The organism is Stenotrophomonas sp. 62841_Sma (assembly GCF_056482945.1).
The window spans coordinates 508118-527080 of record NZ_CM151224.1; the positions used below are offsets into that span (position 1 = coordinate 508118).

23 protein-coding genes are annotated in these 18963 nt (G+C 67.7%); 13 read left to right on the forward strand and 10 right to left on the reverse strand.

Annotated features, from left to right (window positions below; all coding sequences use genetic code 11):
- Positions 1-12 precede the first annotated feature (12 nt).
- Positions 13-894, reverse strand: a complete 882-nt coding sequence (locus ACZK5G_RS02310) for a LysR family transcriptional regulator (protein ID WP_121504790.1) — start codon at positions 892-894, stop codon at positions 13-15.
- 96 nt (positions 895-990) lie between these two features.
- On the opposite strand from ACZK5G_RS02310, the gene ACZK5G_RS02315 reads away from it, so the two are divergent.
- From ACZK5G_RS02315 to ACZK5G_RS02325, 3 genes are all read left to right on the forward strand, one after another.
- Positions 991-1401, forward strand: a complete 411-nt coding sequence (locus ACZK5G_RS02315; protein WP_049424804.1) for a DoxX family protein — start codon at positions 991-993, stop codon at positions 1399-1401.
- Positions 1402-1432: 31 nt separating this feature from the next.
- Complete coding sequence (locus ACZK5G_RS02320) at positions 1433-2221, forward strand: dioxygenase family protein (RefSeq protein WP_049443501.1); 789 nt, start codon at positions 1433-1435, stop codon at positions 2219-2221.
- Positions 2222-2338: 117 nt separating this feature from the next.
- Positions 2339-3988: a Na+/H+ antiporter gene (locus tag ACZK5G_RS02325; protein ID WP_005407909.1), complete on the forward strand. Its 1650-nt coding sequence runs from the start codon at positions 2339-2341 to the stop codon at positions 3986-3988.
- Between the two features lie 90 nt (positions 3989-4078).
- Here ACZK5G_RS02325 and ACZK5G_RS02330 read toward each other — a convergent pair whose 3' ends face one another.
- Complete coding sequence (locus ACZK5G_RS02330) at positions 4079-4327, reverse strand: DUF3297 family protein (RefSeq protein WP_032128750.1); 249 nt, start codon at positions 4325-4327, stop codon at positions 4079-4081.
- 90 nt (positions 4328-4417) lie between these two features.
- Between ACZK5G_RS02330 and ACZK5G_RS02335 the strand changes: the two genes are divergently transcribed.
- Positions 4418-4960 carry a DUF6630 family protein gene (locus tag ACZK5G_RS02335; RefSeq protein ID WP_005407911.1) on the forward strand — a complete coding sequence of 181 codons (543 nt, stop codon included), beginning with the start codon at positions 4418-4420 and terminating at the stop codon, positions 4958-4960.
- Between the two features lie 148 nt (positions 4961-5108).
- Here the strand turns inward: ACZK5G_RS02335 and ACZK5G_RS02340 are convergent, their stop codons facing one another.
- From ACZK5G_RS02340 to msrB, 5 genes are all read right to left on the reverse strand, one after another.
- Positions 5109-5384, reverse strand: a complete 276-nt coding sequence (locus tag ACZK5G_RS02340; RefSeq protein ID WP_478465202.1) for a DUF4031 domain-containing protein — start codon at positions 5382-5384, stop codon at positions 5109-5111.
- Positions 5385-5397: 13 nt separating this feature from the next.
- On the reverse strand, positions 5398-5886 hold the full coding sequence (locus ACZK5G_RS02345) for a hypothetical protein (RefSeq protein ID WP_005407913.1): 489 nt from the start codon (positions 5884-5886) through the stop codon (positions 5398-5400).
- Positions 5887-6014: 128 nt separating this feature from the next.
- On the reverse strand, positions 6015-6953 hold the full coding sequence (motB, locus tag ACZK5G_RS02350) for a flagellar motor protein MotB (RefSeq protein WP_049398339.1): 939 nt from the start codon (positions 6951-6953) through the stop codon (positions 6015-6017).
- Between the two features lie 3 nt (positions 6954-6956).
- Positions 6957-7811, reverse strand: coding sequence for a flagellar motor stator protein MotA (gene motA / locus ACZK5G_RS02355; protein ID WP_032128746.1), 855 nt, complete (start codon positions 7809-7811; stop codon positions 6957-6959).
- A 91-nt stretch (positions 7812-7902) separates the two neighbouring features.
- Positions 7903-8370 carry a peptide-methionine (R)-S-oxide reductase MsrB gene (gene msrB / locus ACZK5G_RS02360; protein WP_005415117.1) on the reverse strand — a complete coding sequence of 156 codons (468 nt, stop codon included), beginning with the start codon at positions 8368-8370 and terminating at the stop codon, positions 7903-7905.
- 140 nt (positions 8371-8510) lie between these two features.
- On the opposite strand from msrB, the gene ACZK5G_RS02365 reads away from it, so the two are divergent.
- Positions 8511-8888 carry a hypothetical protein gene (locus ACZK5G_RS02365; RefSeq protein WP_049398340.1) on the forward strand — a complete coding sequence of 126 codons (378 nt, stop codon included), beginning with the start codon at positions 8511-8513 and terminating at the stop codon, positions 8886-8888.
- Between the two features lie 144 nt (positions 8889-9032).
- The gene (locus ACZK5G_RS02370; protein WP_478465203.1) at positions 9033-9215 is read left to right on the forward strand and encodes a lana protein; all 183 of its coding nucleotides are present in this window, start codon (positions 9033-9035) and stop codon (positions 9213-9215) included.
- 56 nt (positions 9216-9271) lie between these two features.
- Here ACZK5G_RS02370 and ACZK5G_RS02375 read toward each other — a convergent pair whose 3' ends face one another.
- Positions 9272-9751: a winged helix-turn-helix transcriptional regulator gene (locus tag ACZK5G_RS02375; RefSeq protein ID WP_005407919.1), complete on the reverse strand. Its 480-nt coding sequence runs from the start codon at positions 9749-9751 to the stop codon at positions 9272-9274.
- Between the two features lie 149 nt (positions 9752-9900).
- On the opposite strand from ACZK5G_RS02375, the gene ACZK5G_RS02380 reads away from it, so the two are divergent.
- Positions 9901-11205: a D-amino acid dehydrogenase gene (locus tag ACZK5G_RS02380; protein WP_032128742.1), complete on the forward strand. Its 1305-nt coding sequence runs from the start codon at positions 9901-9903 to the stop codon at positions 11203-11205.
- On the forward strand, positions 11184-12254 hold the full coding sequence (alr, locus tag ACZK5G_RS02385; RefSeq protein WP_478465205.1) for an alanine racemase: 1071 nt from the start codon (positions 11184-11186) through the stop codon (positions 12252-12254). Before ACZK5G_RS02380 ends, alr begins: the two co-directional genes overlap by 22 nt.
- A 484-nt stretch (positions 12255-12738) precedes the next feature.
- Here the strand turns inward: alr and ACZK5G_RS02390 are convergent, their stop codons facing one another.
- On the reverse strand, positions 12739-13302 hold the full coding sequence (locus tag ACZK5G_RS02390; RefSeq protein WP_032128740.1) for a DUF3016 domain-containing protein: 564 nt from the start codon (positions 13300-13302) through the stop codon (positions 12739-12741).
- A 244-nt stretch (positions 13303-13546) separates the two neighbouring features.
- Between ACZK5G_RS02390 and ACZK5G_RS02395 the strand changes: the two genes are divergently transcribed.
- A complete protein-coding gene (locus ACZK5G_RS02395; RefSeq protein ID WP_032128739.1) occupies positions 13547-15535 on the forward strand; it encodes a hybrid sensor histidine kinase/response regulator in 1989 nt (662 codons plus the stop codon).
- 43 nt (positions 15536-15578) lie between these two features.
- Positions 15579-15869 carry a DUF3247 family protein gene (locus ACZK5G_RS02400; RefSeq protein ID WP_032128738.1) on the forward strand — a complete coding sequence of 97 codons (291 nt, stop codon included), beginning with the start codon at positions 15579-15581 and terminating at the stop codon, positions 15867-15869.
- Between the two features lie 160 nt (positions 15870-16029).
- Here the strand turns inward: ACZK5G_RS02400 and ACZK5G_RS02405 are convergent, their stop codons facing one another.
- Positions 16030-16293, reverse strand: coding sequence for a hypothetical protein (locus ACZK5G_RS02405; protein WP_005407925.1), 264 nt, complete (start codon positions 16291-16293; stop codon positions 16030-16032).
- Positions 16294-16449: 156 nt separating this feature from the next.
- On the opposite strand from ACZK5G_RS02405, the gene ACZK5G_RS02410 reads away from it, so the two are divergent.
- The 3 genes from ACZK5G_RS02410 to ACZK5G_RS02420 are packed head-to-tail and all read left to right on the forward strand — an operon-like array spanning position 16450 to position 18892.
- The gene (locus ACZK5G_RS02410) at positions 16450-17514 is read left to right on the forward strand and encodes a class I SAM-dependent methyltransferase (RefSeq protein ID WP_478465207.1); all 1065 of its coding nucleotides are present in this window, start codon (positions 16450-16452) and stop codon (positions 17512-17514) included.
- On the forward strand, positions 17511-18212 hold the full coding sequence (locus tag ACZK5G_RS02415) for a pseudouridine synthase (RefSeq protein ID WP_478465209.1): 702 nt from the start codon (positions 17511-17513) through the stop codon (positions 18210-18212). Before ACZK5G_RS02410 ends, ACZK5G_RS02415 begins: the two co-directional genes overlap by 4 nt.
- On the forward strand, positions 18209-18892 hold the full coding sequence (locus ACZK5G_RS02420; RefSeq protein WP_049398344.1) for an HAD family hydrolase: 684 nt from the start codon (positions 18209-18211) through the stop codon (positions 18890-18892). Before ACZK5G_RS02415 ends, ACZK5G_RS02420 begins: the two co-directional genes overlap by 4 nt.
- Positions 18893-18963 lie beyond the last annotated feature (71 nt).

Genomic DNA, 18963 nt, shown 5'->3' on the forward strand with positions numbered 1-18963 from the left:
CGCCAGATTCGGCTACACCCCGGCCTCCACCAGATGGTCGATGAAACTGCGCACCTTCGGTGCCAGATGGCTGCGGCTGGTATAGACCGCGAAGATGCCGATCGGCGAGGCCTCCCATTCGGGCAGGATGCGCACCAGGCGGCCATCGGCCAGCGCGTCTTCCAGCAGGAAATCGGGCTGCAGGATCACGCCCATGCCGGCGATTGCTGCTTCGCGCAGCACGTCGCCGTTGTTGGCGTGCAGCAGGCTGCTCACCGCCACCTTCACTTCGCCGCCCGGCCCCTGCAGCGGCCAATGGTCGCCGGCGGCCCAGTAGCTGTAGCTCAGGCAGGCGTGGGCCTGCAGCTCCTGCGGCGTCTGTGGCGTACCGCGTGCGGACAGGTAGGCCGGCGCGGCGCACAGGCTCACCCGCGATTCGCCCAGACGTCGCGCGATCAACGTCGGCCCCGGCTCGCGGGTGATGCGAATGGCGACGTCGTAGCCTTCCTCGACCATGTCCACCAGCCGGTCGGACAGGGCCAGGTCCAGTTCCACCTGCGGGAAGCGTTCGCGGTAGCTGGCCAGCAGCGGGCCGAGGCGGGCGATGCCCCAACTGACCGGTGCGTTGATGCGCAGCGTGCCGGAGGGCTCCAGCGCCTGCGCGCCGATGCTGGCCTCCAGCGCGTCGAACTCGGCCAGCAGGCGCACGCACTGGGCGTAGTAGGCGGCACCGGCACTGGTCGGGCTGACCCGGCGCGTGGTGCGGTGGAGCAGGCGGGTGGACAGGCGCTTTTCCAGCGCGGCGACCTGGCGGGTGACGCCGGCAGTAGACATATCCAGGGCCTGGGCGGCGGCACTGAAGCCGTTGCGCTCGACCACCGCCACGAACACGCGCATCGCCTCGAGGGTGTCCATTGTTGCGCCTTTTGAAATAAATACGGTCAATCCATCGTATTTATTGGTCCACGAAGGCGCAATAACCTGTGCCCACTCCCTTCAAGGTGTTTCCCCATGCACACCACGACCGCTCCTGTTTCGCCGCTGGCCCCGTACGGCGCCACCCTGCTGCGCCTGGCCCTGGGCGTGCTGTTCCTGGTCCATGCGCTGATCAAGCTGCTGGTATTCACCCCGGCCGGCACGGCGGCGTTCTTCGAGTCGCTGGGCCTGCCCGGCGTGCTCGGCTACCTCACCATCGGCGTCGAGCTGGTGATCACCGTCGCGCTCCTGCTGGGCATCTACGCACGCTGGGTGGGCCTGGTTGGTGTGCCGCTGCTGCTGGGCACCATCGTCACCGTGCACGGCGCCAACGGCTTCGGTTTCGCCAATGCCGGCGGCGGCTGGGAATACCCGGCGTTCTGGGCACTGGCGCTGGTAGTGCTGTTCCTGGTCGGCGATGGCAAGTGGACCCTGCGTTCGCGCTGATCGCCGCCTGACCCTGCAACTGGAGAATTCCATGTCCCGCCTGCCTTCGCTGTACATCTCGCATGGTTCGCCGATGACCGCCCTGCATCCGGGCCAGGTTGGCGTGCGCCTGGCCGAGCTGGCGCGCGACCTGCCGACACCGCGCGCCATCGTGATGGCCTCGGCGCACTGGCTGGGCCGGCAGCCGCTGGTCGGCGCGCATCCGCAGCCGCCGACCATCCATGACTTCGGCGGCTTCCCGCGCGCGCTGTTCGAACTGCAGTACCCGGCGCCGGGCGATCCGGCGCTGGCCGAAGAGGTGGCCGGCCGCATCGCCGCCGCCGGCCTGCCGGTGGCACTCGACCCGCAGCGTGGCCTCGACCACGGTGCCTGGGTGCCGCTGCGGCTGCTGCGCCCGCAGGCCGACATCCCGGTGGTGCCGGTGTCGATCCAGCCGCTGCTCGGCCCCGAGCACCAGTTCGCGCTCGGCCGCGCGCTGGCGCCGCTGCGCGAGCAGGGCGTGCTGCTGGTCGGCTCGGGCAGCATCACCCACAACCTGCACGACTGGGGCGACTACCAGGACGGCAAGGAAGCGCCGTACGTGCGGCCCTTCATCGAGTGGGTGGAGCAGCGCCTGGCCGCCGACGACCGCCAGGCCTTGCTCGATTACCGCCGGCAGGCGCCGTTCGCCGAACGTGCGCACCCGACCGACGAGCACCTGCTGCCGTTGTTCTTCGCGATGGGCGCGGCCGGCGAGGGCGGCTTCGGTGCACGCCGCATCGACGCTGGTATCGATGCCGGCTTCCTCGCCATGGATCTGTACCGCTTCGACGGGGCATGAGCCGGGGCTGACGCGCGGCGGCCCCGGCCGTCGCGGTCATGGCCGCATGTGGTAGTTTTTTCCGGGTTTCCGGCGCTGGCTTGCGAGCCTCCCCGCGCGCCGCTTCCTGGAAGAAGCATGCATACCATTGAAGTCGTCCTGGCGATGCTGGTGGCCGTTGTCGCCAGCGGCTACCTGGTTCGTGTCCTGCCGTTCTCGTTGCCGCTGCCGCTGGTGCAGATCGGCCTGGGTGCGGTCATCGCCGGCGTGTTCAACCGCGGCCACGCGCTGGAGCCGGAGGTGTTCTTCCTGCTGTTCCTGCCACCGCTGCTGTTCCTCGATGGCTGGCGCATTCCCAAGCAGGGTCTGTTCCGCGACAAGGGCGCGATCCTCGAGCTGGCGTTCGGCCTGGTGGTGTTCACCGTCATCGGCGCCGGCTTCCTCATCCACTGGCTGATTCCAGTGATGCCGCTGGCGGTGTGCTTCGCGCTGGCGGCCATCGTGTCGCCGACCGACCCGGTGGCGGTCGGGGCGATCGCCTCCAAGGCGCCGATTCCCAAGCGCCTGATGCACATCCTTGAGGGCGAGTCGCTGCTGAACGATGCCTCGGGCCTGGTCTGCTTCCGCTTCGCGGTGGCAGCGGTGATGACCGGCACCTTCTCGCTGGCCACCGCCTCGCTGACCTTCGTGTGGGTGGCGGTGGCCGGCCTCGCCGTGGGCGTGGCGGTGACGCTGGGTGTGTCCACCTTCCAGCGCTGGCTGTGGCGTCGCTTCGGCGAAGAGCCGGGCGCGGCGATGCTGGTCAACCTGCTGATTCCATTCGCGGCCTACCTGCTGGCCGAAGAGATCCATGCCTCGGGCATCCTCGCCGCGGTCGCCGCCGGTATCGCGATGAGCTATGTCGAGCTGACCGGCCGCGTCTCCGGCAGCATGCGCGTGCAGCGCGCCGGGGTCTGGAACATGCTGCAGTTCAGCTTCAACGGCATCATGTTCGTGCTGCTGGGCGAGCAGCTGCCGGGCATTGTCGAACGCGCCACCACCACCATGAACGAGACCGGCCACCAGAGTGCGTGGTGGCTGCTGGTGTATGTGGTGGTGATCAATCTGGCACTGGTCGTGCTGCGCCTGCTGTGGGTGTGGCTGTCGCTGCGCTGGAACCTGCTGCGCGCGCGCCGTCGCGGCCTGGAGCGGGGCGAGGCGCCGAACTGGCGCATCGTGGTGGCGACCTCGGTGGCCGGCGTGCGCGGTGCGATCACCCTGGCCGGTGTGTTGACCCTGCCGCTGTTCCTGCCCGACGGGAGTGCGTTCCCGGCGCGTGACCTGGTGATCTTCCTGGCCGCGTCGGTGATCCTGTTCTCGCTGCTGGGCGCCAGCATCGCGCTGCCACAGCTGCTGAAGGGCCTGCAGCTGCCGGCTGACTCGGGCGAGCGCAAGGAAGAGGACCTGGCACGCCGGCTGTCGTCGAAGGCCGCGCTGGCCGGGGTCGAGCGCATGCGCCAGCAGCTGGTGATGAACCAGAACACCGAGAACGTGCAGCTGTACAACGACGCCGCCTCGCGGGTCAGCCTGCTCTACCAGCGGCACCTGGAGCGCGACAGTGATGGGCCCGACGTGGACCCGGAGAAGGTACGGCGCATGGAAATGGGCTACCGCCAGCTGCGCAGCGCCGGCCTGAATGCCGAGCGCGAGGAACTGTTCCGGCTGACCCGGCGCGGGGTGATCTCCGATGAGATCTCGCGGCGCCTGATCCGCAACCTGGACCTGCTGGAATCGCGCAAGCGCGAGTGACCCTGCCCCGAAACGTAGAGTCGAGCTTGCTCGACTGCTCTTTCGCAAAGCAGTCGAGCAAGCTCGACTCTACCGATCCCACGGCGCGGGTTATTCCGGCTTCTGGTCCAGGAAATACGCCTCGACCTTGCCCTTGACCTTGATGGTCATCGGGTTGCCGCGGCGGTCGCGGGCCTTGCCGGCCTGCACGCGGATCCAGCCTTCGCTGACCGAGTATTCCTCAACGTTGTCGCGCTCGACGTCGTTGAAACGCACGCCAACGCCGCGCTCCAGCGCCTGCGCATCATGGAAGGGGCTGGCCGGGTTGATCGCCAGGTGGTCGGGAGGGGTATCGCTCATCGCTTCATTCACAGTGACGGCCACCAAGGCCGGCTTCAGCGGCACAGGATAAACCGTAGAATGCCGGCCTGCCCCAGAGGAAGTTCCGCCATGCCCGACAACAGCGACTATTTCGACTTCGAGGAAGACATCCACGACTTCGACGAAGACGGATTCGAGGCGCGGGTCTGGAACCTGCTGGTGCTGATCAACCCGGGTGACGAGGAACTGGCCCTGCAGCAGTTCAACCGCTGGCGCGAGCACCTGGCCGAGGACGGGCAGCCGCTGGAAGCGGACAGCGACTGGCTGCCGGCGCTGTTCACGGCCATTGCCTGGCAGTCCGGTTTCGAGGTGGAACGAGATGACCTGGAATCGCTGCAGTCGGCGGTGAACGAGCTGTCGGCGCGCTTCAACCTGCAGCTGGACTGGGGCGGCGACCTGGACGACGAGGACTTCGCCGAAGACCTGGACGGCGTGCAGCTGATGTCCACCGCCTTCGACCGCCTGCGCGAGCACAACTACACGCTGTGGAGCGTGGATGCCGGTAGCGACGGCTTCACCGGCGTGATGGCGCTGACCCGCGACGACGACGCGATGCTGGCGCTGTGCTCGCTGCTGAACGTGGAAATCCGGCTGGGCAGCGACCCGTTCTGAGGCGGGTAGGTGGGTGCGGAGCCCGCCCGTGGGTGGATGCCAACCTTGGTCGGCTTGCCTTATGCCTGATGTGCGGACCAAGGTCCGCACCTACCACAGCAAGCGGTAGCCCCACCCACCACAGCAAGCGGTAGCCAGCAAGGCCTGCCTACGGCCGGTACTGCGCCCTGGCGTTGGCGATCACCGCTTTGACCAGCTCGCGGTCGGTGTGCCTTGAGATCGCCTGCGCGCCGAGCGCGATCGCCTGTGTACGCAGTTCGGCGGTGACGTCGTAGTGGGCGCCGCTGGCCTTGTTCTGGAAGGCCCGCGGGGGAATGCCGAGCTGCGCCGCCATCGCGTGCAGCTCGGCCAGGGTGTCGGCCATCAGGTGCGCCCAGCGCTGTCCGCGCCAGGGATGCACCGCGTCATCGACGTAGACCGTCACCGCCGCGGCCGGTTCAGGCCTGCGGCTTGCTGTCGCTGTCAGCGGCCGGAGCGGCCTCGGCAGCGGCTTCTTCGGCCACGTCGCCCTCGGCGGCTTCGCCTTCCTCGCCCTCAGCAGCGTCGACGCCTTCGAACTCGGCGACCAGCTTGTCCAGGTACTCGTCAGCGGTCTGCTCGGATTCGGCGGCCAGGGTGTCCAGCAGCTTCTGCAGCAGTTCGGAGTACTCCAGGTTGACCTTGCGGCCTTCCTTCTCCTGCACGTTGGCCAGGTGCTTGAGCATGGCCAGCATCGGCACCGGGTTCTCGGCGTTGCCCATGGTCTGGCCGCCGATGGCCAGCAGCCACTCACGGCCCTGCAGGCCGATGGCCGCGACCACCTGGCCGTCTTCGTTGGTCAGCACGGCATGGTTCTGCACCTGCTGCTGCGCGTTCAGGCGGAGGAACGGGCGCTTGGCCTGCTGCTTCTTGCGCTTGTCGCGCTTGGCCTTGGAGTTCTGGGACATGGGGTGGAGTCACCTGGAAACGGAAAGACCGCCATTGTAGCGGGTGCGCCGGGTCATGCCCCTGGTAGGTGCGGACCTTGGTCCGAACGCTTTTCCCGGATGTGCGGACCAAGGTCCGCACCCACCGTTTACTTTGCCGGCCCCTGCGCGGCCTGCACGTCCGGGTCGGCGGCGGGGGCCGACAGCCCCACCTGCGGGCCGGCACCGGCCAGGGCGGCCGCTTCGGCGGCCTGGGTCATCACCACGATGCTGATGCGTCGGTTGATCGGGTTCTGCGGGTCGGCCTTGTCGAACAGCACCGACGAAGACAGGCCGACCACGCGGGTGATCTTGCTGTCCTCCAGGCCGCCGTCCACCAGTGCGCGCCGTGCGGCGTTGGCACGATCGGCGCTCAGTTCCCAGTTGCCGTAGCCGCGCGCGGCCGAATAGGCGGTAATGTCGGTGTGGCCGGTCAGGCTGATCCGGTTCGGCACGTGGTTCAGGTAATTGGCCAGCTCGTGCAGGATCTGCTGCGTGTACGGCTTCAGCGTGGCGCTGCCGAGGTCGAACATCGGCCGGTTCTGCTTGTCCACGATCTGGATGCGCAGGCCTTCCGGGGTCAGATCCAGCAGCAGCTGGTCCTTGAACGGCTCCAGTGCCTGGCTCTTGCTGATCGCTTCCTGCAGTTCCTTCATCAGCGCTTCCAGCTGCTGCTTGTCGCGCTGCTGCTGGTCCACCGGCTGCGGCACCGCTTCCTTCTGGTTCTGGAAGGGATCGTTGCTGCTGCCCCGCGAGATGTCGGTGGCACCACCGAGCTTGATCATCGAGGTGCTGGCGCCACCCGGGCCGGCCATGCCGGGCGCCGGCGTGGCGTTCTGCCCGCTCAGCGGGCTGGGGTTGCGGAAGTACTCGGAAATGGCCGCACGGTCGTTCTTGTTGGTGGTGGCCATCAGCCACAGCACCAGAAAGAACGCCATCATCGCGGTCACGAAGTCGGCATAGGCCACCTTCCACGAACCGCCATGATGGGCGGCGTGGCCGGCCTTCTTGACCCGGCGGACGATGACGGTGGGCTTGGTCTCGGCCATGGCTTACTTGACCGTCTTCAGGTGCTGCTCGAAATCCGAGAAGGCCGGGCGCACGTTCGACGGCAGCGTCTTGCGGGCGAATTCCAGCGCGATCTTCGGGTTGTAGCCACGCAGGCAGGCCAGCAGCGCGGTCTTCACCGATTCGTAGATGCGGCTGTCCTGCTCGGCGCGCGCTTCCATCGCGGCCGCCATCGGGCCGACGAAACCGTAGCCCAGCAGGATGCCCAGGAAGGTGCCGACCAGCGCGCCGGCCACATGGCCGCCGACCTCGACGATATCCCCGCCGATCGAACCCATGGTGATGACGATGCCGAGCACCGCCGCGACGATGCCGAAACCGGGCAGTCCGTCGGCGACCTTGGTCAGCACCTGCGACGGCGCCATGGCCTCGGCGTGGTGCTTTTCCAGCTCCAGTTCCAGCAGCGGCTCCAGCTCGTGTGGCTCGATGTTGCTGCCGATCATCAGGCGCAGGCAGTCGGTGATGAAGTCGATCAGGTGGTGGTCGGCCTGCACCTTGGGGTAGTTGCCGAACAGCGCGCTTTCGGCCGGGCGCTCGACGTGGTCTTCCAGCGCCATGAAGCCTTCGCGGCGGGCCTTGTTGAGCAGTTCATAGAGCAGGCTGAGGACATCGATGTAGTCCTGCTGCTTGTAGCGCGGGCCCTTGAACACGCCGACCATGGCCTGCAGGGTCTGCTTGACCGTCTTGGCCGGGGTGCCGACCAGGAAGGCGCCGAGCGCGGCGCCACCGATGATGACCAGCTCGTAGGGCTGCCAGAGGGCACCCAGGCGGCCGTGGGCACCGAGATAGCCCCCGATCACGCTGACGATGACGACCAGGAATCCAACGATGATGAGCATGGGGCGACGCAAGGAGAGGGGATATCTCCTTGTCGGCCCGTCGCCCGGTTTTCTGAAGAGGGAATTCTGTGAAATCGGTCAGCGGGGTGTTTCAGCCCGCCACGCCGCTTTCGGCGCCGCCACGCTGCAACGGGTCGGGCCAGGGCTCGCCATTGCCGGTGAACGAAAGTGAGACGGAGTTCAGGCAGTGGCGCTCGTAGGTGGGCGGCGGGCCGTCCGGGAATACGTGGCCCAGATGGCTGCCACAGCGCGCGCAGGTGATCTCGGTGCGGACCATACCGTGGCTGGTATCGCGGATTTCGCGCACGTGTGCCGGGTCGAACGGGGCGAAGAAGCTCGGCCAACCGGTGCCGGAATCGAACTTGGTGCTGGAGCGGAACAGCGGCAGTGCGCACAGCCGGCAGCAGTAGACGCCCTCGCGCTTGTTGTCGAGGAACACGCCGCAGAACGGCGCCTCGGTACCGTGCTGCAGCAGCACGCGGCGCTCTTCACTGCTGAGGCCGGCGATCAGCGCCTCGGTCTGGGTGGCGGTGGGGGGCGTCAGGTCGAAGGCAGTCATGGCGGCGCTCCGTGGGGTTGATGGCCTGGGGATGGCGGAAAACGTGGGGGTGCCGGCGCGCGCTTGCAAGTGTGATGGCCGTTCATGGCCGGCACACGGGTGCAGGCGCAAGGTAAATGTGATCCACGCCGGAGCGTGACATGAAACCGACCCTTTCCCTGCTGTTGATGGCCCTGTTGCCCCTGGTCGCGCAGGCCCAGGTACCGACGTCGTCGAGCCCGACCGCCACCCGCAGTGCCACCACCGTGGCACCGCAGCCGGTGATGCCGCCGCCGCAGGCCGCTCGCCCGCAGCCGCAGGTCCTGCCGTCGCCGCAGCCGGCGCAGCCGATCAGGTCCACCGGTCCCGCCCAGATCGCGCCCACCCCGGCGCCGAAGCCGGCCGACAAGGTGTACGACCGCAATGGCCGTATCGTCCCCGGGGTACGCCCGGCCGGTCCGAACCGCGTGTTCGATTCGCGTACCGGCCGCTATTACGACAGCGTGCCGGCCGGCGATGGCCAGCAGATCAAGCGCTGATCTCGGGTGCCAAACGAGGTTGGCGGCTACCGCACGCTGTCCGGCCTGAACGCACGAAAACAACCCGCTGCAGATCACTGCTTTTTCGCCTGCGATTAACCCTTCCGGGACCAACGTGACCGTGCGCCGGCATTGCGCCGCCGCATGTTCTTCGTCCACTGGATCGCGATCATGAAAAACCAGCAGAACCGTCATCCCGGCAAGGAACCGCAGGGCCGCAACCCGCAGCAACAACAGCAGCAACAGCAACAGATGGAGCCGCAGCAGCCGCACAAGGGTGGCAAGCAGCAGGAACAGCGCTCGCAGAAGCATCCGCAGCAGCGCTGACGGACCCGGGGGTCAGAGCCCGCTGCACGGGATCTGGCCCCACTACCGTTCCGGACTCAATCCGGAATCGGCAGGCTCAGCGTTTCCTTCACTTCTTCCATCACGATGTAGCTCTTCGACTCACGTACATGCGGCAGCGTCAGCAAGGTGCTGCCGAGCAGCTTGCGGTAGGAGGCCATCTCGCTGATCCGCGCCTTCAACAGGTAATCGAAGTCGCCCGATACCAGGTGGCATTCCAGCACGTTGGGCAGCTTCAGGGCCGCGCGCCGGAACTCCTCGAAGATGTCACCGGACTTGTAAGCCAGGCTGATCTCCACGAACACCAGCAGGCTGGCCTTCACCGCCGCCGGGTCGAGGTGGGCGTGGTAGCCGGTGATCACCCCTTCGCGCTCGAGCCGGCGCACGCGCTCGGTGCATGGGGTGGTGGACAGGCCGACCCGCTCGCCCAGTTCGGTGAAGGAGATACGGCCCTCGGCCTGCAGGATGCGCAGGATCTTGCGGTCGATCTTGTCCAGTTCGCGGGTACGGGTGGCCATGGCCGTCAACCTTGGGGAATGAATTGCAGGAGAACATCCTGCCGGTTGATTGCAAATCAGGCAAATCAACTGGGAATGGCTGTCTATACTTCCCCAATTATGGTCCCGGCACGCTCCAGTGCAGGGAATGATCGGGTTGGAGAAGTCCCATGCGAGTCCTAGTTCTCGGCAGCGGCGTGATCGGCACCACCAGTGCCTGGTACCTGCGACAGGCCGGGTTTGAAGTCACGGTCATCGACCGCCAACCCGGCCCGGCGCTGGAAACCAGCTTCGCCAATGCCGGCCAGCTGTCGTTCGGCTACACCTCGCCATGGGCCGCCCCGGGCGTGCCGAAGAAGGCCATCGGTTGGCTGTTCGAGAAGCATGCGCCGCTGGCGATCAAGCCGGGCATGGACCTGGCCCAGTACCGCTGGCTGTGGCAGATGCTGCGCAACTGCACCCACGAGCGCTACGCGATCAACAAGGCGCGCATGGTGCGCATGTCCGAGTACAGCCGCGACTGCCTGAACGAGCTGCGCGCGCAGATCGGCATCGAGTTCGAAGGCCGCGACCTGGGCACCACCCAGCTGTTCCGCACCCAGCAGCAGCTGGATGCCTCGGCGCAGGACATCGAGATCCTGGCCCAGTACGGCGTGCCGTACGAGGTACTGGACCGCGCCGGCATCATCCAGGCCGAACCGGCCCTGGCCCATGTCGATGGCCTGGTCGGCGCGCTGCGCCTGCCGCGTGACCAGACCGGCGACTGCCAGCTGTTCACCCGCCGCCTGGCGCAGATGTGCGTGGATGCCGGTGTCGAGTTCCGCTTCGACCAGGACATCACCGGCCTGGAGTTCGATGGCGACCGCATCACCGGCGTACGCATCGACGGCAAGCTGGAAACCGCCGACCGCTTCGTGGTCGCGCTCGGCAGCTATTCGCCGGCGCTGGTCGCATCGTTGGGCATGCGCCTGCCGGTGTATCCGCTGAAGGGTTACTCGCTGACCTTGCCGATCACCGACCCGGCGATGGCGCCGACCTCGACCATCCTCGATGAGAGCTACAAGGTGGCGGTGACCCGCTTCGACGACCGCATCCGCGTCGGTGGCATGGCCGAAGTGGCCGGCTTCGACCTGTCGCTGTCGCAGCGCCGTCGCGAGACCCTGGAGCTGGTGGTCAGCGATCTCTACCCGAAGGGCGGCGACCTGTCGCGCGCGCAGTTCTGGACCGGCCTGCGCCCGGCCACGCCGGACGGTACGCCAGTGATCGGCGCCACGCCATTCCGCAACCTGTACCTCAACACCGGCCACGGCACGCTGGGCTGGACCATGGCCTGCGGCTCGGGCCGCTATCTGGCCGACCTGATGAGCGCGCGCCAGCCGCAGATCAGCACTGAAGGCCTGGATATTTTCCGCTACGGCCAGTACGGTCACGCGCCGCAACAAGAGAACCGCACATGCGTCCTGCCCGCGCGCTGATCGATCTGGGCGCCCTGCGCAGCAACTACCGGTTCGCCCGTGGACTGGGCGGTGGCAAGGCCCTGGCGATCATCAAGGCCGATGCCTATGGCCACGGCGCAGTGCGCTGTGCGCAGGCACTGGAAGGCGAGGCCGATGGTTTCGGCGTGGCCACCATCGAAGAGGCGCTGGAACTGCGCCAGGCCGGCATCCGTGCGCCGATCCTGCTGCTGGAAGGCATCTTCGAGCCCAGCGACATGGCGCTGGTGGCCGAGCATGATTTCTGGTTCGCCGTCGGCTCGCCGTGGCAACTGGAAGCCGTCGCTGCCTTCGACAGCCCGCGTCCGTTGACGGTGTGGCTGAAGCTGGACAGCGGCATGCATCGCCTCGGCCTGGACGTGGACAGCTTCCGCGCGGCGCATGCACGCCTGTCGGCGCTGCCGCAGGTCGAACGCATCGTGCTGATGACCCACCTGGCACGCGCCGACGAGCTGGACAGCGAGCGCACCCACGAGCAGGCCGCGACCTTCGCCCGCGCCACTGACGGGTTGGAAGGCGAGACCAGTGTGTGCAACTCGCCGGCGCTGCTGGGCTGGCCGGATGTACGCAGCGACTGGGTGCGCCCGGGCCTGATGCTGTACGGCGCCAATCCGCTGCCGGACAACACCGCGCTGACCGAGCGCCTGCGCCCGGTGATGACGATGCAGTCGAAGGTGATCGCCGAACGCTGGATCGAGGCCGGTGAGCCGGTGGGCTATGGCGCACGCTTCGTGGCCAAGGCGCGCACCCGCGTGGGTGTGGTCGCGCTCGGCTATGCCGACGGTTATCCGCAGTTCGCTCCGAATGGCACCCCGGTGCTGATCGATGGTCAGCCCGGTGCCCTGATCGGGCGCGTGTCGATGGACATGCTGACCGTGGACCTGACCGCGCACGCGCAGGCCGGCATCGGCAGCGTGGTGGAACTGTGGGGTTCTGCGCCGACGCTTTCGGAACTGGCGCCGCGCTGCGGCGTGAGCGCGTACCAGCTGCCGTGCGCGGTCAAGCGCGTGGCGAAGGTCTATCAGGATTGACCGAACGCTGGCCGTGCACGGCTCTGGTAGCGGCCGACCTTGGTCGGCGCTGTGAATGCGTGTCGACCAAGGTCGACACCTACCGGTGGGTCTAACGCGCAGTGGCCGCCGGGCACGGCTCTGGTAGCGGCCGACCTTGGTCGGCGCTGTGAATGCGTGTCGACCAAGGTCGACACCTACCGATGGGTCTAACGCGCAGTGGCCGCCGGGCGCGGCTCTGGTAGCGGCCGACCTTGGTCGGCGCTCTGAATGCGTGTCGACCAAGGTCGACACCTACCGGTAGGGACCGGTCGGCGCGCACGGCTCTGGTAGCGGCCGACCTTGGTCGGCGCCGTGATTGCGTGTCGACCAAGGTCGACACCTACCGATGGGTCTAACGCGCAGTGGCCGCCGGGCGCGGCTCTGGTAGCGGCCGACCTTGGTCAGCGCTTTGAATGCGTGTCGACCAAGGTCGACACCTACCGGTGGGTCGCGCCGCCCGGGATCATCGTGCGGCGGTGGCCTGGCTGGCCAGCTGCCGCTTCACCCAGTCATCGATCAGGCGCTTCTCGTAGCGCAGCGGATCACTGTCGCTCTTCAGCCCCAGGTTGTGCAGGTAGCCGGTATCGCTGAGGCGCGCATCGCCCTCGCTGACGATACGGCCGCTGGCGTCCTTCAACGTGTACTGCAGGCTGATCCGCGGCGGGTAGATGTCACGCATGATCCGGATGTCGCGGCCACGCGGGCCATGCCACGGCTCGTAGTCACCGGCGCGCTTGATGTCGACCAGGGTCACATCGAGGGTCTGCCCAGGCTGCAGCGGCTTGGCGGCGGTGGTCTGCAGGTAGCGTGCCAGCTGCTGTACCCAGTCGCCACGCTCGGCCTCGAAGCGGTTGGTGCTCTGGCGGATCTCGGTGAATTTGGCCGGGTCCTCCCATTTCACGCTGACCGGGCCATCGGCCTGCAACGCACGTGGCGCGTCCGCATCGGTCACGGTGCGCGGTGCAGCGGCGGCGCCGCCCGCCACCAGGGCGCCTGCCAGCAGGGCAATCGCGAGTGAGCGTTTCATGACGGTCTCCTGCGTCCCCGCGATGGGGACGATGTTGATCACAGATCGAGTGTGATCCTGCGGCCGGGGCGCCGCAATGGCAGATTGCGTCATGCGCAAGAGTGGTTGCCGCCAATTCATCGTCGTCAACCATGACTGACGGCGCTTGACGCTGTGAATACGCGCTTTGGAAGATGCTGTGCCTCCAACCCGGCCTGCACTGACGCCCTTGTCCACACTGCCGCCCCTCGTGGAGCGCCCACCGATGATGGTGCCGGCGCCCGAACCCGACCTGCATCATGGCGTGCTTGAGCGCATCAACGCCGGTTTCTGCGTGATCCAGGTGCTGTTCGAGGGCGATCGTGCGGTCGACTATCGTTTCATCGAGGTCAACGACGCCTTCGAGCGCCACACCGGCCTGAAGGATGCGCGTGGCCAGCGCATGACGGCGCTGGAACCGGGCCACGAGGAAGACTGGTTCCGCATCTACGGCGAAGTTGCCCGCAGTGGCCGGCCGGCACAGTTCGAGATGGAAGCGCGTGCGCTGGGCCGCTCGTTCGCGGTGGATGCGGTGCGCGTGGGCCGCCCGGGTGAGGACAAGGTCGGCATCCTGTTCTTCGACATCACCGCGCGCAAGCAGATGGAAGTGGAGCTGGGCGAAAGCGAAGCCCGCTTCAGTGCGCTGGCCGACGGTCTGCCGATGCCGGTGTGGGTGCTCGACGAGCGCGGCCATGCCCGTTTCGTCAACAGCGCTTTCAGTGAGTTCTTCGGCGGCGACGAGACGCGCGTGCCGGAAGATGTCTGGCGTGGCCTGGTGCACCCGGACGATGCGTCGGTGTTCGAGTACGAACTGCAGGAAGCGCTGAAGGCGCAGCGGTCGATGCATGCGCTGGTGCGGGCCCGACGCGCCGATGGCGACTGGCGTTGGTTGGAGATGAACGCGCGTCCGCGCTTCTCGCGGATGGGCCGCTTCATCGGCCTGGCCGGCAGCAGCCCGGACGTGACCGAACGCCGCGAGATCGAACTGGCCCGCGAGGAGCTGCTGCAGTCCGAGCGTGCCGCGCGCAGCGCCGCGGAGAACATGGCGCGGCTGAAGGACGAGTTCCTGGCCACGCTGTCGCATGAACTGCGTACGCCACTGACCACCATCCTCGGTTGGAGCGAACTGCTGCTGCAGCGCGTGGACAACACCAGCCCGCTGTACAAGGGCCTGAACGTGATCGCCAACAGCGCCGGTGCGCAGAAGCGGCTGATCTCGGACATGCTCGACCTCAGCAGCATGCTGCTGGGCAAGGTGCAGCTGGAGGTGGAGATACTGGACCTGCGCGACCTGCTGGGCGAAGCCATCGGCGCGCAGGAGCTGGTCGCCGAAGGCAAGGCGCTGGACGTGAGCCTGCAGCTGCCGGAGCAGCCCAGCCTGGTGCTGGGCGATGCCACCCGCCTGCAGCAGGTGTTGTGGAACCTGCTGTCGAATGCGATCAAGTTCACCCCGGCCGAAGGCCGCATCGATCTGCAGCTGCAGGCCGACGGCAACCACTGGGTGATCACCGTGCGCGACACCGGCGACGGCATCGCGCCCGAATTCCTCAATCATCTGTTCAGCCGCTTCCGCCAGGCCGATGGCACCACCACCCGACGCCATGGCGGCCTCGGCCTGGGCCTGGCCATCGTGCAGCAGCTGGTCGAACTGCATGGCGGTACCGTCGCCGCCGCCAGCGAGGGCCATGGCCACGGCGCCACCTTCACCGTGCGCCTGCCGCAGCACATTCCCGATGCCGAACGGCGGCCGCTGCGCGAAGTGATCAGCGGACCGATCCTGGAGCCGGTGATCGTCGAGCCGTATCCGCTGCGTGGCATGCACGTGCTGGCGGTGGAAGACCAGCCGGAAGTGCTGGAGTACCTGCGGCGCATGCTGGAAGAGCAGGGCGCAAGCGTGTCGGCAGCCAGCTCGGCCGGTGAAGCGCTGGCGCTGCTGGCCGATACCGGGCACCTGCAGTACCACGTGATGCTGACCGACATCGGCATGCCGGGCATGGATGGCTATGGCCTGGTGCGCACGCTGCGCGAGGACATGGGCGTGGATGCGATGACCCTGCCGGCGGTTGCCGTGACCGCGCTGGCACGTGCCGATGACCGGCGCCGAGCGTTGGCGTCGGGCTTCCAGGAACACGTGGCCAAGCCGTACTCGGTGGCACAGCTGGTGGCTGCGGTACGCAAAGTGCAGGTGCCACGCGCGGACAGCGCGCTGCACTGAGCATTCACGGCCGATCGGCGACCCTGCACGCAGGAGGTCGCCGATGTCCCGTACAGCTCCCCGCATCCATACCGATCCGGCGCAGATCGCGCGCCTGGAAGCCCTGCTGCCGCAGCTGGAAGGCGAAACGCAGGTGGAACTGACCCTGCAGGATGGTCGCCGACTGCTCGGCACCGTCGCCGTGAAACCGACGGTGCAGCAATACCGCAACGAGGCCGGCGACGAAGGCAGCAACGGCCAGCTGCGTCTGGATGACTACGACACGCCGGTGCAGCAGCACCATGTGTGGTTGGACGAGATCGCCAGCATCCGCAGGTTGCCGCCCAGGGTCTGACGGCAACCTGCCAACCCCATCCACGCATGGCGTGGATCTACTGGAAAGGGCCACGCATGGATGTGCGTGACCTCGTCATCGGCCAGGCCTCATGCCGTCCACGCACAGCGTGGATTTTCCAGAGGTTGCAGTAGAGCCACGCCATGCGTGGCTGCTGCGCTCAGTGCTCGAACAAGGTAGGCGTCGCCTCGAACCGGCGCGCATAGGCGCGTTCTTCCGCCACCCTCGCCACCTCGTCGTCGGCCAGGTCCGGTGCGCCGTACACCGCATAGGCCACGCTTCCGTCGGCACCATGGCCGACCTGGTGCAGCCGGTAGCGCGAGTGGCCACCGCCGGTGTCCTCGGGGTAATGCACGGGCGGATGGCTGCCTTCCAGGTCCATTTCACTGTTGTCGACCACGCCACCGACGAACAAGGCTCGCATGCAGGTTCTCCTGGGTTTCCGGGGGAGCCTCTACCCTGAACGTTTCAATGTTGCTGGCAGATCAAGGCCCCGTTCGGGTTTCGCAAAGCGGCCGCCGGGGCCGGCCCGGCCAAGCCGGTACAATGGACGGCCCTCACGCTTGAAGTACCCGCGCCGATGGCCTCCAGCGACGACGCCCCCCTGCAGACCCTGTTCCTGCCGTTCTCCCAAGGCGCCCTGCGCTGGCCGGAGGGCCCGGTGGCCTTCCTGCGTGCCCGCGACGGCTGGCCGCTGCGCGAAGTGGCCGGCAACCGCGAAGTGCATTGCGAGCAGAGCTTTGCCCCGTTCGCGCAGCCGCTGCAGCAGGCCGCCGGCTGGACCGTCAGCGGCCAGCTGGATGATGTGGCCGGCAAGGGCCGCTACCCGCTGGTGCTGGTGCTGCCGCCGCGCCAGCGCGAGGAGGCCCGTGCCCTGTTCGCGCGCGCGCTGGCGCTGGTCGCCGACGGCGGCCGCATCGTCGCCTGCCAGTCCAACAACGAAGGTGCACGTTCGGGCGAGGGCGACCTCAAGCAACTGACCGGCCTCGGCGGCAGCCTGACCAAGAACCACTGCCGCGTGTACTGGACCGCCCCGATGCAGGGTCAGATTGACGCCGACCTGGCCAAGCGCTGGTCGGCACTGGATGCGGTGCGGCCGATCGTCGGCGGCCGTTTCCTCAGCCGCCCGGGCGTGTTCGCCTGGGATCGCATCGACCCGGCGTCGGCGCTGTTGGCCGAGCACCTGCCGGCCGACCTGGCCGGGCGTGCCGCCGACCTCGGCGCGGGCTATGGCTACCTGTCGCGCGAGCTGCTGGAACGCTGCCCGAAGATCACCGCGCTGGATCTGTACGAAGCCGAGCAGCGTGCGCTGGCCCTGGCCGAACTGAACCTGGCGCCGCCGCCGCGCGCGCTGCCGCTGCGCTTTCTGTGGCAGGACGTCACCGCCGGCATCGAGCCGGGCTACGACGTCATCATCAGCAACCCGCCGTTCCACACGCCCTCGCGCGCCGATCGCCCGGACATCGGCCAGCGCTTCATCGCCGTGGCCGCGCAGGCGCTGCGCCCGGGCGGACGCCTGTACGTGGTGGCCAACCGCCACCTGCCGTACGAGTACACGCTCAACGAAAGCTTTGGCGCGGTGCGCGTGATCGCCGAGCGTGATGGCTTCAAGCTGGTTGAAGCAGTGAAGGGGAAGGGCAAGTGAAGCTGGTCAAGCTTATCGCCAACCTGGGCTATGGCAGCCGCAAGCAGGTGCAGTGGATGTTCCGCGAAGGACGCGTCACCGACGCCGACGGCGAGGTGCTGTATGCCGACGACCAGGTGCCGCACGAGGCGATCCGGGTCGACGGCGAGCCGCTGGACCCGCCGGCGGGGCTGTCGATCGCGCTGCACAAGCCGGCCGGCTACACCTGTTCGACCAAGGACACCGGCCGCCTGATCTACGACCTGCTGCCGCCGCGCTTCCGTGACCGCGATCCGGTGCTGTCCACCGTGGGCCGCCTCGACCGCGAGACCAGCGGCCTGCTGCTGCTGACCGACGATGGTGGCCTGCTGCACCGGATCATCTCGCCGAAGTCGAAGCTGCCCAAGGTCTACGAGGTGGAACTGAGCGACGACCTGCGCGGCGACGAAGTGGCGTTGTTCGCCAGCGGTACGCTGATGCTGGAGTCCGAGAAGACCCCCCTGCTGCCGGCTGAACTGGAAGTGCTGGATGCGCGTCGCGCACGCCTGGTACTGCATGAAGGCCGCTACCATCAGGTACGCCGCATGTTCGCCGCCACCGGCAACCACGTGCAGGCCCTGCACCGCAGCCGCGTCGGCGGGCTGGACCTGCAGGGACTGGACGAGGGGCAATGGCGGCAGCTCACCTCCACCGACCTGGATACGCTGTTCGCTCCATGACCACCATCGCTGCGCTGCCGTTCCTGCCCGACGCCGTCATCTTTGACATGGACGGCCTGATGATCGACAGCGAGCGGGTCTCGCTGGCCTGCTGGAGCGAGGCGGCCGACGAATTCGGGCTGGGCCTGGACGAGACCGTGTTCCTGCGCATGGTCGGCCTCGGTGACCGTGACACGCACGCGCTGCTGCGTGCGCAGGGTATCGAGGACAGCGTGATCGAAGCGGTGGCCGCACGCTGCCATGAGCTGTACGAAGCACGCACACAGACCGGCCTGCCGCTGCGTCCGGGCATTCTGGAGCTGCTGGAGCTGCTGAAAGCGCACGCGGTACCGCGCGCGGTGGCAACCACCACGCGGCAGCCGCGGGCCAACCGCAAGCTGGCCGCTGCCGGCCTGCTGCCGTATTTCGATGCCGTGATCACCAGTGGTGATGTGGCGCGGCCGAAGCCGGCGCCGGATATCTACCTGCTGGCCGCGCAGCGGCTGGGCCAGGTGCCCGAGCGCTGCCTGGCGCTGGAAGACTCACCGGCCGGCACGCGTGCAGCGCTGGCTGCCGGCATGACCGTGATTCAGGTGCCGGACCTGGTGCATCCGGATGAAGAGCTGCGCGCACTGGGCCACCGCATCGTCGGCTCGCTGGTGGACGCGCACGCGCTGCTGCTGCCGCTGCTGCCGAGGTAACGGTGGGCGCCGACCGTGGGTCGGCACACCCAATGCCCCGGTAGGTGCCGACCGTTGGTCGGCACACCTGC